Raw genomic sequence first — 13189 nt, 5'->3', positions numbered from 1 at the left:
GAAGCTGTATTTCATAAAAAAGTCCAACCTTAAGTAAAACTCTATGCGTACCATTTTTTGGAAATAGAATTCGACTACCACAGAATATATATAATAAAACTCCTCTAGAACGTGAAAGGACCTTGCTTTTTCATCCTACATTGGTACCACCTAGCAAATTCAATTTTCGATTTCACGTATTATCCGTACTTATAGGACAAGATCCATAACGCTGTCCCACGAGGTCTAAAGCCTCAGGTACCGAAAACAATGTGATCTAACGTCCTAGGGGAGTTTCATTTTCAAGTTCATAAAATATCAAATGTATACTGCATTGAATAATCTACTATTCATTATTACTAAACATCTTTAAGCAGACTTACTAGAGTTAATGGGAACAAATTTCTCATAGAATCTTTTTACATTAGTGCTTCGCAGCTTATTACTCAACACATTCACTAAAGCATAGTTTTCATGGTTGGTACGATACAAGGATTGATGACGGATCATAGAAAAGGCTAAACGAATCATTCGATTACCTATTGCCACATAAGCTTGTCTGGTGTGTTTCCCTTTATCTTTTAACGCTAAGTAACGTTCTCTCATTTCTGGGTTATTAACAGATAACGATTTGCCTACTTGATAGACAATGTTTCTAAATGTACGCCTTCCTTGCTTGGAAATACCGTAATAGGAAGGCCGATGGCCTCCAGATTGCTTGACTATAGGATTAGTACCGGCCAGTTTTATTAATTGACCTGCATGGTCAAAATCAGATAAATCTCCCATCTCAGCAAAGAATTCTGCCCCTGTAACCAAGCCAATGCCAGGTACAGCTAAAATAATGGCACCAGGTGTTTCAAGGAAGAGGTCTTCAATTTTCTTTTCTAATTCTTTAATTTGTTCATCTATCAATTCCATTCGATCCAGCTTTTGAGCTAAAAGGTAGATATCCGCCTTTACTTCTCGCTTAGGCTGTGAAATTGAATCTTCTGCAAAAATCTATTAAGCATTTAATCGTACTATCTCGTAGCTTCAAGTTTTCTTGAATCGACAGCTTTCGTAGCCCTTCTTCTCCAAGACCCAAAATATCACTAGGATGAGGATAGTGTTTCATAATAAAACATGGGGCTTTACCGAATAACTTGGAAAAAGGCTGAACATGTTTTCTTTTCCCATTCTCCCAAACACTTTTTCCTTGAAACTCTCGAAACACATGATCCATATGCATTCTTATTAGATTTTGTGTAGAGGTGCGTTCATCCACTAATTCACGGCGAGCCCTTGTTAGTTTCTGTAAGGCCCCTATACTTCCAGACGACAGTTCACTTGATGTTCCTCTACCATTTATCAGCGATTGTATGATAGCCATTAGATCAATGTTATCTGTTTTTGACCAATTCATAAGAGCTTTTCTTTCCTGATCCGTTGTGGCTGCATTTACGACGCGTACACGATGTCCTGCTTTCATACACTTCCTCACAAGATCCTCATAATAATGGCCGGTCGTTTCAATGCCTACTACAACCTCCGTGAGACCAAACTCCTCTTTCACCGAATGAATTTGACTGTTCACCAATTCTAGTCCCGTTTGCGACGCATCAAACTCAAATGGTTTTATTAAAATGTCCCCATAAAACGTAGTTAATATTGCTTTATGGGTATACTTCGCTGCATCAATTGCCACTAATAATAGATTCTCAGATCCAGTTTCCTTAATAAATTGTGCCCAGCGACTTCCGTTTTTCCCTTGAATATGATTCAATAAATTATAAGCCATCGTTCTCATCTCCTTTGGAAGGGTTTGTAATTGGAAGTACTGTGGAAGGTCCTTCTATTTTACAATGAAAACGGTGGTCTTTTTTAATTATCTCGATCTATTTTCCATACTAGGTACCTTGTCTTATCAGGTTTTGCCAGTGAATAAGACAGGGAATCTACTTGTCCCTTTAAATTAGCAGTTGATTTTTATGATGTTAAGCTATGATCATTTATTTTTTGAAAATAGTGATATACTTTTTTTATTTTTTCTCGATGTTTCCCTTTTGAATTTTCCATATTCCCAAACTCAAAGAACTTAACTTTCTTAATACCTACGTAATGAAATAGTGCTTTGCGCATTAAAACTTTATGAGCATTATTTAGCCAAAACATAGGGTAAAAGGTTGGACCCCTCATTACAGAAATACACACAACGGATTTACCCTTCAACAAACCTTTTGGGAACAACTTACCATCATCTTTGTAGGCAAATCCTGAAGCAAACATTTTATCAAAATATCCCATCAACATAGCAGGGGGTCTTCCCCACCATATAGGGTAGATAAAAATAATCTTTTCAGCCCATAATAGTTGTTTACGATATTTTTCTAATTCTGGATCTTTATACATATCTCTCCTTTTCTTATTCTCATTAAATTCAAGGGCCGGATTAAATTTTTCACCGTATAAATCTAAAACTTGAACATCCTGAATAACATCGTTTTCCTCACACCCTCGAAGTACTTCTTGTAAAAATGCGTAGCTTAAGCTTTCGTGATTTGGATGTGTAAAAATGATTAAAACGTTCATTAAAATACACCTCTTTCGTTATCATTTGATAACTAAATATTAACACCGGCACAAAATAGTTGTCAATTGATAATTGTTTTTTGATAATATTTTTGGTAATTTGTAAGTGAGGTGATTTATATGGACAAAAATAAGCTCTTCCAACAGTTTGTTCAATTTACGGCTTCTGTACATCAAGTAACAAACGATATGACGAAAGAAATCAAAATCGATAACATCACTTCCGTTCAATATAAAATCTTAGAGTACATTACCGTTAGCCAACCTGTAACTCTCAGTGAAATTAGCGAATGCTTGCATTTATCTTTACCTAATTCAAGCCGTGAGTTAAAAAAACTCATTGAAAAACAACTATGCGAAAAAATTATTGATCCGAATGATCGTCGCAAGTATGACATTCGTCTAACCGAAAATGGAACGGAGCTAATGAATAAAGTGTTTCAACAGCTTGAACTCAAATTTCAAGCGCAAATTAACAATTTGTCAGAGCCCGAACTTAAAGAAATTGAAGAAGCTATCAACATTTTACAAAAAAAGTTTTTTTCATAGGGAAATAAGACAAAGGGACAGGCCCCTTGTCTTATCAGGTTTTGCGATTGAATAAGACAGTGGAACCTGTCCCCATTGTCTTTCCATTGTCTTATCCTTCTCTAATTTTGGATACATTTCTATTCATTAGCTTTCTACCAATATTCTGGTAAAACCATTTCTTCAATGTAGACAATTCCTGACTATGCTGCTCCAAGAATTCATCAGGTGAATGGAATATACCAAAATCTTGATTGATTCCTTCTTTTTGAATATAGGTATCATTCATATTCCATTCAATTTGCGGTTTTTTAAAATCATTGGTTGCTACACCATATCCACAAAAATATTCATAACATTCAGAAAACTTTAGTTGAAGTTTATTTAAATAAACCATATCAAGAATGAATCCCTCAATATTTAACCACTTGCCTTCAAAATAGATCTCCACCCAACTATGAACTATATTGTTAGGTGCGAGTTTATATATCAAACCTGTCATTGCTCCCTTTTGTAACTTTTTATCAATCGTAAATCCATGAATTCGACAAGGGATTCCTACAGATCTCAGTAAAGCCATAAACAACGTGCCTTTCGTATTACACTGTCCATATCCGTCATCTAGTACTTTACTTGCTGGTATACTATCATCGACATTATATCCGAATTTTATTTCATCCCTTACAAAATTATATATATTTAGTATCTTATGAAACTCATCGTTATCTTTCCATTTCCTACTCTCGATTAATTGTTGTAACTCATTACACTCAAAATCCAACATATTTGTAGCCATCAAATACTTTTTCATTCATATGACCTCCTTGTATCTAGATGGTCATATTTTACAAATATTTTTAAAAACTTGCTTTCAAAAATCTGCTATTCTTAATAATATCTCTTGCTGACATGCCGGTCATTTTTTTATTGGTATACGCAAAATGTGCTGATGAATCAAACCCTGATCCTAATGCTGCATCTGTAATACTTTCGCCATCAAAAATCTTTTCGTATACACTTAGAAGATTGTGATGAACAAGATAACTTTTCAGTGGAATGCCTGTCTCTTCCTTAAAAAGGTGAGAGAGTCTACTCTCTGACAAATACATTGCTTTTGCGATATATTTCACCCGAGAAGCTGTTTTGTCAGAATGATAGGTATTTAACATTCTTAACATGCTCTCTATTCTTTGATCAAATTCAGTGAGTATTTTATTATCAAAATAATGATAAACGTTTTTTATTACCTCCGAATAGTCATTACTATTATCAACTTTAATGTGATTTAATAATAGCTTTTGTAGTTCGATCGCTCTATCCTCACTAAGAATATAATACGGATTACCTCTAAGATAGTATTTGCGAATAGACCTTCCTAATAGACTAGTAGGATTTATAAGCATTGTAAAATGAATCACCTCTCCCGTTTGAAACTCATGCATGATATTCGCATTGATAACTATTGCTCTGCAACTAATTTTTTGTCCTTCTACTTTAATAACTAGTTTTTCATCGACCGCAACAAAGATCTGTAACAACCAATGTTTATGCAGGTCTGCTTTAACATTATTTGTTATCGCACCAATATTTTGCCCACAGATAAATAGTTCGTTCATTTTTATCTTCTCCTTTTCTGCACTGCTTAAGAAAAGAATGTCTTCTATCCTACCTTTTTCTCAAAAAAATATTGTGTAGTCATTATCCATAATAGATTATAACAATGTGAAGTCAGAGGTTTTGATGAACTCGGAAATGGTGTTACCACACCCCTTTATTCTCAATCTTTCGTTGAGTCATTATAAATAACAGAATCAATACATGGGTTTATTAAACTTCTAAAATACTGCTCCATTTCAGCTGGTGTATAGGACATGTTGTTGTTTATCCACCACTTTAACAAGTTTATTAATGTACTGGAAATATGGTTCGTTAAGATTTTTATAGGTACCTTAGGCTCTTTTCCTTTAGGTAACTTCGACTCAAGATATTCCTCTATTCCAGTATTCCAATAAGCCTCCACCTTTTCAAAAAAGAAATTAGCACCCTCTGTTTTAAATAGTCCTTTAATTGTCTTACTGTTTTCCTGTATATGTTCAAAAAGTTCTATTGCTGATATCAATCTAGGATTATCATCATGTTCAACATAGTTCTTTATATATTGATTTAGAATTTCTAGTTCACCCTCAACACTGCTAAACAGCAGTTCATCTTTGGTAGCAAAGTGTGAATAAAAGGTTGACCTCCCTACATTTGCTCGATCTATAATATCTTGAATAGTAATTTTATTGTATTTTTTTTCCTCCATAAGTGATAATAGGGCCTCATTGATAGCTTGTCGTGTTTTCAATACTCTTCTATCGAAATCATTATTTTTCATTTTACTCCCTCATTTCGAACAAATTCTGTCATTTGTTTCATAACGTACTTTTCTTTCATTTTGATGATTTACTAACAAATTATCATGCGTTTACAATAAAACCGTACAAAGTGTTCATTACTGAATTAATTGTACATTAACTATGAGAGGAAAGGAAGTTTGTATTTGGATAAAAAATTTATGAGAATAGTTTGCTATGAAATTACTTTAAAAAGGAGTTAATGCTGGATGGAGATATTAAAATACATTAGTAAAGCAGCGACAACATGGTTTGCAGGTTTTTTTCCGCATTTTGAAATATATCTTGCAGTACCTGTCGGGTTCTCAGTAGGACTTAATTGGTTTGACGCATTTCTTTGGGCTTCACTTGGAAATTGGATGGTTATTCCGTTAATTGACTTTTTTTATGATTGGTTAATGAAGTTTAAATTCATGAAAAAATTCAGTGAAAAGTCGTTGAGAGGAAAATGGAGAAAACGCATTGAGAAGTACGGTGCTTTCTTTATATTATTTCTTACTCCAGTCACTGGTGTTTGGGTTATCGGAATAATAGCAAAGGCTTTGAAATTTAACAGAATACAATTATGGCTATACAGTGGTATTAGTGTAGCTGTGACTGGGCTTATCATAGCGATATTAGCTAATATGGGAATTCAATTTTTTTCATAAGACAAAGGGACAGGTACCTTGCCTTATCAGGTTTTGCGAGTGAATAATACAGTGGGACCTGTCCCCATTGTCTCAATCAATTATTTGATAAAAAAATGACCACTAGATATTAAAAGTGGTCTGAGATTACTATTAATGCTTCAATTCAATTCTAGCCACACACTCCACCTGCGCTGTTTGCGGAAACATATCAACAGGCTGCAATGCCTTTAGTTTGTAGCCGCCTTTCGAAAGTGCATCCACGTTTTTCGCTAAGGTTGAAGGATTACACGATACGTATACGATCCGCTTCGGCTTTACACGGAGGAGCGTTTGTATAAAGGTTTCGTCTAATCCTGTTCTTGGTGGGTCAACGACGACGACATCAGGATGCCAGCCTTCTTTTTCCCATTCTGGCAGGAGGTGTTCCGCTTTTCCTGATACGTAATGGGCGTTTTTAATGCCGTGTGCCTTTGCATTATTCTTTGCATCCTCAATAGACTCTTTAATAACATCCATGCCGCGAATTTCCTTCGCTCCAGCTGCTAGCCATAAACCAATTGTGCCGACACCACAATATGCATCGACAACCTTTTCTTTCCCTGTCAGTTGTGCCGCTTCCTTTGCAGCATCATACAGCTTTTTCGTTTGGATTGGATTGAGCTGAAAAAACGCTCTCGGTGATAAGTTAAAACGGAATTCACTCATCGTCTCTTCAATTTTTTCTTTCCCGTATAAAACGATCGTTTCGTCACCAAATACGAGCGACGTCTTCTTAGGATTAATATTTTGCACAATTGAAGTGACGTCAGGTAGGCGTTGCTTGATTGCTTCAATGAATAAATCGACTTTAGGAATGTCCTTTTTTGCAGTCACTAAAACAACTTGGTATTCTCCCGTTTCAAAGCCGACTCTTGTTACGATTGTTCTTAAAACGCCTGTGCGTTTTCGCTCATTGTATGGAGCAATATTCATATCTGCTGCTAGCTGCTTGACGACATTCGTCACCTTGTTCGTTTGTGGGTGCTGAACGATACAGTCCTCTAGATCGATCAGCTTATGGCTATTTGGACTATATAAGCCAGCAATCACTTTTCCTTGATGATGGCCGACCTGCATCTGACTTTTATTTCGATACTTCCATGGCTCTTCCATGCCGATTGTATCGTGGAAGTCGACTTTGTCTAAGTTAATTTTTGTATAGCGCTCAAACGCTTGACGAACGATATCCTTTTTTCCCTTCAGCTGTCCCTCATAAGATAAATGCTGTAGCTGGCAACCGCCACACTCCTTGTAAATAGGGCATGGTGGTGCAATACGATCGTCAGAGGGCTTTCTTATTTTGACAATTCTTCCTTCTGCGAATTTCCCTTTTATTTTTGCAACCTCACAAACGATCTCTTCACCTGGCAGGGCCCCTGGGACAAACACAACCTGTCGTTTAAAAAAGCCAACACCTTCTCCGTCAATTCCCATCCGTTTTATCGTTAATGGGAACCGCTGCCCTTCCTTGATTTGAAGCTGTGATGATTGCTGCTTTGATGTTCCTTTACGCTGTTTCATTTATTTCCTCCGTTGCTGCTTTCTAATATTTTATGTTTCTAAGTAATCCCATAAATATAAAGACGCGTATGTACGATATGGTTTCCAATGAGAAGACATTTCTAACATTTTTTCCTTTTCTGGCTTTTTATCTAATTGATAGTATTTTTTTATTCCGTTCTGAATACCGATATCTTGAACAGGAAATAAGTCAAGGCGGCCAAGACCAAACATGAGAAAGCACTCCGCTGTCCAACGACCGATCCCTCGAATACGAACGAGCTTGTCCATAACTTCTTCATCACTGAAATTCTTTAATGCCTCTAAGTTTAGGTTACCTTCTGCAATCAGCTTTGATGTATCAATCACATATTCCGCTTTTCTTTGGCTAAACTGAAGCTCTCTTAATTCGGCTACGCTTAGGCTAGCTACACGATCAGCTGTAGGATAAAACCAAACTCCCTTTTTCTTAAAACCGTATGTCGTAATAAAACGTTTCGTAAGCTCATAGGCAAATGTCATATTAAGCTGCTGGTGTATAATTGTTTTCATTAAGCATCCATACAAAGTAAAGTCACATACAAATGGCGTCCCTCGAAGCTCTTGAAACAATGCTGCTAGCTCTGTTGCTTGGAAGAACGTATAAATGTCTTCTAAAGGCTTATCCCAGTGAAAAATGCGATTGAGTTCTGCCATTAATGCCGCTTCATTTACTGTATCTTCTGTCTGAATCATAAAGCGTGGCTCTTCAAAAGTCCCTTGTTGAATAACATGAACGACTAATGGATTATTTTCTACTATTATTGGTAGTTTTATTGCCTGTTTTTCCACATTTAAGTCGACTAATGGGTCAATTGTCAACCGTTTCAATGCTTGGTAAAAATTATAAGGACCTTTCAAAAACACTTGTTTTCCCATGCTTTCAGCCCCTTTTTTTCTATTATCTTAACATAAAAGTACAACTTCCTTAACTTGGCAACCCCTAAAAGGCAAAACCTTTGATAGAATAGATTTGCGATAAAAGAAAAGGGAGAGATTATATTGTCAATTCCAACAGATGTGGCCTCACTACAAATTATGGCTGAGGTATACAAAAAGAAAAACTTACAAGATATTTTAGAAAAAACGGTTCACAGTTTAGTAGAACAAGTGCCTTATATTCATTGGGCTGGTGTTTACTTTTATGAAAACGAAAAAGAAGTTCGTCTTATGGCGTCTTCTGATGATGAGAACGATTTAGCGTGGGAATCGAATAGCGAGTTGAAATTTCCAATTAAATCTTCAGACGAAGATAACATTGGGGTATTAATCGTTCGTACGCGTGAGGCAATTGCTTTTGACATTACAGATGTAAGTACGTTAGAAACAATTGCAGCAGCTATAGGGGAAACTGGTTTTGCTAATTAAAGGATGAAAACAGGGTGAGCATAGGGGTTATCCCCATATGCTTCACCTTGTTTTTTTATTCATTTGCTACAGGAATTAAGCTTTTCTGCATCGTCAGATCATCTAAGCTTTTAAATGTATAGCCTTCCTTTCGAAGGTCATCGATCACTTTAGGCAATGCCTCAGCATTGTCACTAGAGACAGAATGTAAAAGTAAAATTGCGCCAGGATGTACGCGTTTCATAATGTTATCATACGCATATTGCATTCCCTTTTGATTGTCCGTCTCCCAATCCTTATATGCAAAAGACCAGAACACGTTAATATAACCAAGCTCCGCGGACCGCGCTAAAGAGCGCTCACTAAAAGTTCCTCTTGGAGGACGTAAATACCTCATATCATCTCTACCTGTCACTTCTTCATATAATTCACGCAAGTTTTCTAATTCTCTTTTCAAGCGATCGTCGTCCACTTTTGGTAAACTTGGATGATGGTAGGAGTGATTTCCTACAATATGCCCTTCATCGACCATACGATGGATTAATTCTCTTTCCGTATCTAAGTAATGCCCAGTAACAAAAAAAGTAGCAGGAATTTCCTTCTCCTTTAACACATCTAACACTTCTGCAGTGTAGCCATTTTCGTAGCCATTATCAAAGGTTAAGTACAGCTCTTTTTTCGTCGTATCTCCAATATAAAAACCACCATATTTATTCAGTAACTCCTCATAAAGTGGTTCGGTCGAAGCTGGTTCATTATTTTTTGATGGTTTAAAGCTCCAATGGTGTTCTTCATTACTTTCAGCAGCGAATGCCAAATTCGCAAATGCTCCTATAAGAAGCAATAAAGCAAGTGAGATAAAAGGGACTCTAATAAGTTTTAACATACATTCACCTTCACTTCTGTCATAATGTTTGTTCCTTCGTATAGTTTTTATTTATTCCGCGTTTTCATACATCAATAAAGTATTTTAAATATAAAATGTCATACAAGAAATGAAGAAATGTTGCGATTGCTGTTATTTTGAGAGTGCAATTCGTGCTACGGAATTTTATATAAACAAAAAAACTTATGACTAGCCTTGCACCGCTAATCATAAGTTTTTACTTAAATGCGTTTTTACTATACCTCCACGCTACTTTCATTTATTGCTTCAAACTCCTGTTCAAGTTCCGTCAACGTTAATTCATAAAGATGCTGATCACCTTTTTTATAAATTCCGACTTGAATTAGTTTACCTATTAAGTAATTCCTTTTCGCCTTGATTGCTTTTTGTAGGTACTTTGACATCGATCATCTCCTCCTATCTATTTTTTCTTACAAAAACAAGCTTAAAATGAAAAAAACTTGCTGTCACCCCCACATCACCATTTTTGAGTTTGAAGGAATATGTTATATAAAAGCATCTAAAGTAATGTCTTTTGAAAGTCCGTTACTGAATCTTATATGATAAACTTATCAAATCATGGATAGTCAATCAGCGATTTTGTAAGGTTAATTACCGAAGTTTTTCCTTTTATGAAAAATATAGATTCCTTATAGTCGCAAGACGAGTTGTTTTGGTAGTTTGGCTTTCAGATTTTTTGACTAGGTGCTCTAACAGAGCCTCTATCGACACTTTGCCATTCAGATTTTTTGACTATGCTCTGACAGAGGCTCTATTGACACTTCGGCATTAGCTAGCCTCATCTATATGCTCTGACAACAATAACACCAATTTTTATGACCTGACCAAACCAGATTAGTTTTAAAATGCACGAATAAAAGCACAAAAAGGAGTGACCTTGGTTGAAAGTAATTACCCTATGTGGTTCAACAAAGTTTAAGGACGATTTCGAAAAGGCTAATGCGTATTTAACTCTACAAGGAAATATTGTTTTAAGCGTCGGTTTCTTCGAGCAAAGTGATGGATTTACTATTTCGGAGAATCAGGCAAAGCAATTTGAGAAATTACACTTTAAAAAAATTGATATGTCAGATGAAATTCTCGTAATTGATGTAAATGGATATATTGGAGAAAGCACGCGCAAAGAAATTGCCTATGCCACTCAAAATGGAAAAGCTGTGCAATATTATTCTAAGCTCTCCCCTTTTTCTATTACGCAGATGTTAAAATAAAAGAGCAATGTTTATTTTGACGTTGGAGGGTAGTATATGCCAGATTGGTCTTATCATTTATTATTTAAGCCAGTATTAAAGCGAATCCCAACTTATTATTCTCGTGAATTTATACATAGAGGAATGAATACGATTGCCTCTGTACCGGGTGGAAAAGGTTTGATCAACTTTCTTGGGAGAGAAGAATCTGATCCTCGGCTACAGAAAGAGATAGATGGGATAACTTTTCCCAACAGCATAGGTCTTTCTGGAAAAATAGATCCTTTATTAACAGGGACAAACGCCTTTTCAAATTTAGGATTCGGCTTTCTCGAAATTGGACCTGTTACTATATCTGAGCGGGATGGAAACATACCAGAAGTTAATGAAAAAGAGCAGTACATTATTTTTCCTGAAAAAATAGGCTCTATTGGACTAGAAAAAACGGTGGAGAAGCTCCGGAACAACTCTTATGCTCAACCGATATTTGTGAGAGTTAATGGTACAGCTTCAGAGGTTATAGACATGATGACGGAATTGGAGCCCTTTGCTGATGCATATATTGTTGACCATGAAATATTAAAAAAACTTCCAGAACTACATATTAAAAAACCACTTTATACGAGATTCTCGGTTCACGAGATCCCTAGTAATGTTGATGAAAGAGCACACGGCATCATACTAGAAGAGGTGGCTACTTTTCAGGATTATGAGAATCGTACACTTTTAATTGATGCTGTTGAACAGCTTCGGTATGGTGGTTTTTCAAAAACAATGATTACTGTCGGTGGGATTATCGAGCCAAATGATGCCATTGATTTATTTCATGCTGGAGCCGATTTGGTCATGTTAAGCGGTGGTTATGTTTTTTCTGGTCCAGGCTTACCGAAACGTATTAAAGAGCAGCAAGTATTTGAGAATCAATCCAAACAGGAGCCCCCAAAAAAGAGCGGATGGTTATCTTATTTCCTATTTGGTTTAGCGATGTTTATTGGAGGGTTAATTGCTTTAATACTTAGTATGACCACTGTTATTTTGCCGTACGACGAACATTTTCTTGAAATGCCTCGTGAAGTAATCGTTGCATTCAACGAACGCATTTTGTATTTTATGGCTCACGATAGAATGACTCTTGCTGGGACAATGATTTCAGGATCAATTATTTATATGTCTCTAGCGTATTTCGGTGTCCGCCATAGCATTTTATGGACGAAGCAAGCGATTGACGCAGCATCTATTATCGGTTTTCTCGGTATTTTCTTATTTATTGGCTACGGTTATTTTGATTGGCTTCATCTTTTATTTTGGCTCGTGCTACTACCTTTTTTTATCGTTGGATTTATGAAAACGAAGGGAATGAAAGGTGCTCCTGCTTCAACAAATCGCTTTAACACACCTACTTGGAAGCGAGGGTTAATCGGCCAACTCGCCTTTGTGATGTTAGGCTTTTCCTTTGTTATCGGAGGAATCATTATTTCTATCATCGGTGTAACCGGCGTATTTATCGAAACTGATATCGCCTACATCTGTATGCCACCTGAGATGATGGATGCATTCAATGAAAGACTCATTCCGGTTATCGCTCATGATAGAGCTGGGTTTGGCAGTGCGCTACTAAGTGTTGGATTGTTAGTGTTATTGTTAGCGTTATGGGGATTTCAGCAAGGGAATCAGTGGATTTGGTGGACGTTTCTAATCGGCGGTATTCCTGCATTCGCTGCAGGAATTGGCGTGCATTTTGCCATTGGCTATACGACTTTTATTCACTTACTTCCAGCTTATTACGCATTAGCATTATACGTTTGCGGTCTTCTTTTTAGCTATCAGTTTTTTAAGAAAAACTAAAAACGAGCACCATCGTAAAAGGCGGTGAAGAAAAGATGCCACATGTCTTTAAAGTACTAGTAAGCGCTCTTCTGGCTACTACGTGTGGCATCATTTCCACCGCCAAATTTATACTTTCTTACCTTTTAAGAAATGATGGTAGGACTATTATTAACCTAACTGCTCTGCTATCCTAGCATCCTTATAAGAAACCTCACTTGTACGGCGCAGGGCCCG

At 36.4% G+C, this 13189-nt stretch carries 13 protein-coding genes and 1 pseudogene; 5 read left to right on the top strand and 9 right to left on the bottom strand.

From position 1 onward, the window contains the following. Positions 1-348 precede the first annotated feature (348 nt). Both BCELL_RS23310 and BCELL_RS04210 read right to left on the bottom strand, forming a co-directional pair. Positions 349-1759, bottom strand: a pseudogene (locus BCELL_RS23310) (IS110 family RNA-guided transposase). A 188-nt stretch (positions 1760-1947) separates the two neighbouring features. Next, positions 1948-2550: an NAD(P)H-dependent oxidoreductase gene (locus tag BCELL_RS04210; protein WP_013487441.1), complete on the bottom strand. Its 603-nt coding sequence runs from the start codon at positions 2548-2550 to the stop codon at positions 1948-1950. 120 nt (positions 2551-2670) lie between these two features. Between BCELL_RS04210 and BCELL_RS04205 the strand changes: the two genes are divergently transcribed. Next, positions 2671-3099 carry a MarR family winged helix-turn-helix transcriptional regulator gene (locus BCELL_RS04205; RefSeq protein WP_013487440.1) on the top strand — a complete coding sequence of 143 codons (429 nt, stop codon included), beginning with the start codon at positions 2671-2673 and terminating at the stop codon, positions 3097-3099. A gap of 91 nt (positions 3100-3190) precedes the next feature. Here BCELL_RS04205 and BCELL_RS04200 read toward each other — a convergent pair whose 3' ends face one another. The 3 genes from BCELL_RS04200 to BCELL_RS22445 all read right to left on the bottom strand — a co-directional run bounded on the left by BCELL_RS04200 (position 3191) and on the right by BCELL_RS22445 (position 5455). Then, a complete protein-coding gene (locus BCELL_RS04200; protein ID WP_013487439.1) occupies positions 3191-3889 on the bottom strand; it encodes a transglutaminase-like domain-containing protein in 699 nt (232 codons plus the stop codon). Positions 3890-3935: 46 nt separating this feature from the next. Then, entirely contained in the window at positions 3936-4694 is a 759-nt protein-coding gene (locus tag BCELL_RS04195; protein WP_013487438.1) for a helix-turn-helix domain-containing protein, read from the bottom strand. Between the two features lie 161 nt (positions 4695-4855). Continuing rightward, positions 4856-5455: a TetR/AcrR family transcriptional regulator gene (locus BCELL_RS22445; RefSeq protein ID WP_013487437.1), complete on the bottom strand. Its 600-nt coding sequence runs from the start codon at positions 5453-5455 to the stop codon at positions 4856-4858. Between the two features lie 228 nt (positions 5456-5683). Here BCELL_RS22445 and BCELL_RS04185 point away from each other — a divergent pair, with 228 nt between their 5' ends. Further along, positions 5684-6124, top strand: a complete 441-nt coding sequence (locus BCELL_RS04185; protein ID WP_013487436.1) for a small multi-drug export protein — start codon at positions 5684-5686, stop codon at positions 6122-6124. A gap of 132 nt (positions 6125-6256) precedes the next feature. On the opposite strand, the gene rlmD is transcribed toward BCELL_RS04185, so the two are convergent. Beyond that, a complete protein-coding gene (gene rlmD / locus BCELL_RS04180) occupies positions 6257-7666 on the bottom strand; it encodes a 23S rRNA (uracil(1939)-C(5))-methyltransferase RlmD (protein ID WP_013487435.1) in 1410 nt (469 codons plus the stop codon). 30 nt (positions 7667-7696) lie between these two features. Next, on the bottom strand, positions 7697-8563 hold the full coding sequence (locus BCELL_RS04175; RefSeq protein WP_013487434.1) for a DNA-3-methyladenine glycosylase family protein: 867 nt from the start codon (positions 8561-8563) through the stop codon (positions 7697-7699). Positions 8564-8686: 123 nt separating this feature from the next. Between BCELL_RS04175 and BCELL_RS04170 the strand changes: the two genes are divergently transcribed. Further along, the gene (locus BCELL_RS04170; protein ID WP_013487433.1) at positions 8687-9052 is read left to right on the top strand and encodes a GAF domain-containing protein; all 366 of its coding nucleotides are present in this window, start codon (positions 8687-8689) and stop codon (positions 9050-9052) included. A gap of 55 nt (positions 9053-9107) precedes the next feature. On the opposite strand, the gene pdaA is transcribed toward BCELL_RS04170, so the two are convergent. Together pdaA and BCELL_RS04160 are read right to left on the bottom strand one after the other, a co-directional pair. After that, positions 9108-9917 carry a delta-lactam-biosynthetic de-N-acetylase gene (gene pdaA / locus BCELL_RS04165; protein ID WP_013487432.1) on the bottom strand — a complete coding sequence of 270 codons (810 nt, stop codon included), beginning with the start codon at positions 9915-9917 and terminating at the stop codon, positions 9108-9110. Between the two features lie 236 nt (positions 9918-10153). Then, on the bottom strand, positions 10154-10321 hold the full coding sequence (locus tag BCELL_RS04160) for a Fur-regulated basic protein FbpA (protein ID WP_013487431.1): 168 nt from the start codon (positions 10319-10321) through the stop codon (positions 10154-10156). Between the two features lie 498 nt (positions 10322-10819). Here BCELL_RS04160 and BCELL_RS04155 point away from each other — a divergent pair, with 498 nt between their 5' ends. Together BCELL_RS04155 and BCELL_RS04150 are read left to right on the top strand one after the other, a co-directional pair. Beyond that, positions 10820-11149 (top strand): hypothetical protein, encoded by a 330-nt coding sequence (locus BCELL_RS04155; RefSeq protein ID WP_013487430.1) that lies wholly within the window; start codon positions 10820-10822, stop codon positions 11147-11149. A 36-nt stretch (positions 11150-11185) separates the two neighbouring features. Beyond that, positions 11186-12973 (top strand): beta/alpha barrel domain-containing protein, encoded by a 1788-nt coding sequence (locus tag BCELL_RS04150; RefSeq protein WP_013487429.1) that lies wholly within the window; start codon positions 11186-11188, stop codon positions 12971-12973. Positions 12974-13189: the final 216 nt, after the last annotated feature.

This window comes from Evansella cellulosilytica DSM 2522, assembly GCF_000177235.2.
Lineage (GTDB): Bacteria > Bacillota > Bacilli > Bacillales > Salisediminibacteriaceae > Evansella > Evansella cellulosilytica.
The sequence above is the reverse complement of the archived record's forward strand: the minus strand, read 5'-3'. Positions and strand labels throughout refer to the sequence as shown.

Excerpts from the sequence above, each read along its gene's own strand:
- BCELL_RS04195 (WP_013487438.1), bottom strand. The coding sequence starts at position 4,694 with ATGAACGAACTATTTATCTGTGGGCAAAATATTGGTGCGATAACAAAT.
- BCELL_RS04160 (WP_013487431.1), bottom strand. The coding sequence starts at position 10,321 with ATGTCAAAGTACCTACAAAAAGCAATCAAGGCGAAAAGGAATTACTTA.
- BCELL_RS04150 (WP_013487429.1), top strand. The coding sequence starts at position 11,186 with ATGCCAGATTGGTCTTATCATTTATTATTTAAGCCAGTATTAAAGCGA.
- BCELL_RS04210 (WP_013487441.1), bottom strand. The coding sequence starts at position 2,550 with ATGAACGTTTTAATCATTTTTACACATCCAAATCACGAAAGCTTAAGC.
- rlmD (WP_013487435.1), bottom strand. The coding sequence starts at position 7,666 with ATGAAACAGCGTAAAGGAACATCAAAGCAGCAATCATCACAGCTTCAA.
- BCELL_RS04175 (WP_013487434.1), bottom strand. The coding sequence starts at position 8,563 with ATGGGAAAACAAGTGTTTTTGAAAGGTCCTTATAATTTTTACCAAGCA.
- BCELL_RS22445 (WP_013487437.1), bottom strand. The coding sequence starts at position 5,455 with ATGAAAAATAATGATTTCGATAGAAGAGTATTGAAAACACGACAAGCT.
- BCELL_RS04185 (WP_013487436.1), top strand. The coding sequence starts at position 5,684 with ATGGAGATATTAAAATACATTAGTAAAGCAGCGACAACATGGTTTGCA.
- pdaA (WP_013487432.1), bottom strand. The coding sequence starts at position 9,917 with ATGTTAAAACTTATTAGAGTCCCTTTTATCTCACTTGCTTTATTGCTT.
- BCELL_RS04205 (WP_013487440.1), top strand. The coding sequence starts at position 2,671 with ATGGACAAAAATAAGCTCTTCCAACAGTTTGTTCAATTTACGGCTTCT.
- BCELL_RS04200 (WP_013487439.1), bottom strand. The coding sequence starts at position 3,889 with ATGAAAAAGTATTTGATGGCTACAAATATGTTGGATTTTGAGTGTAAT.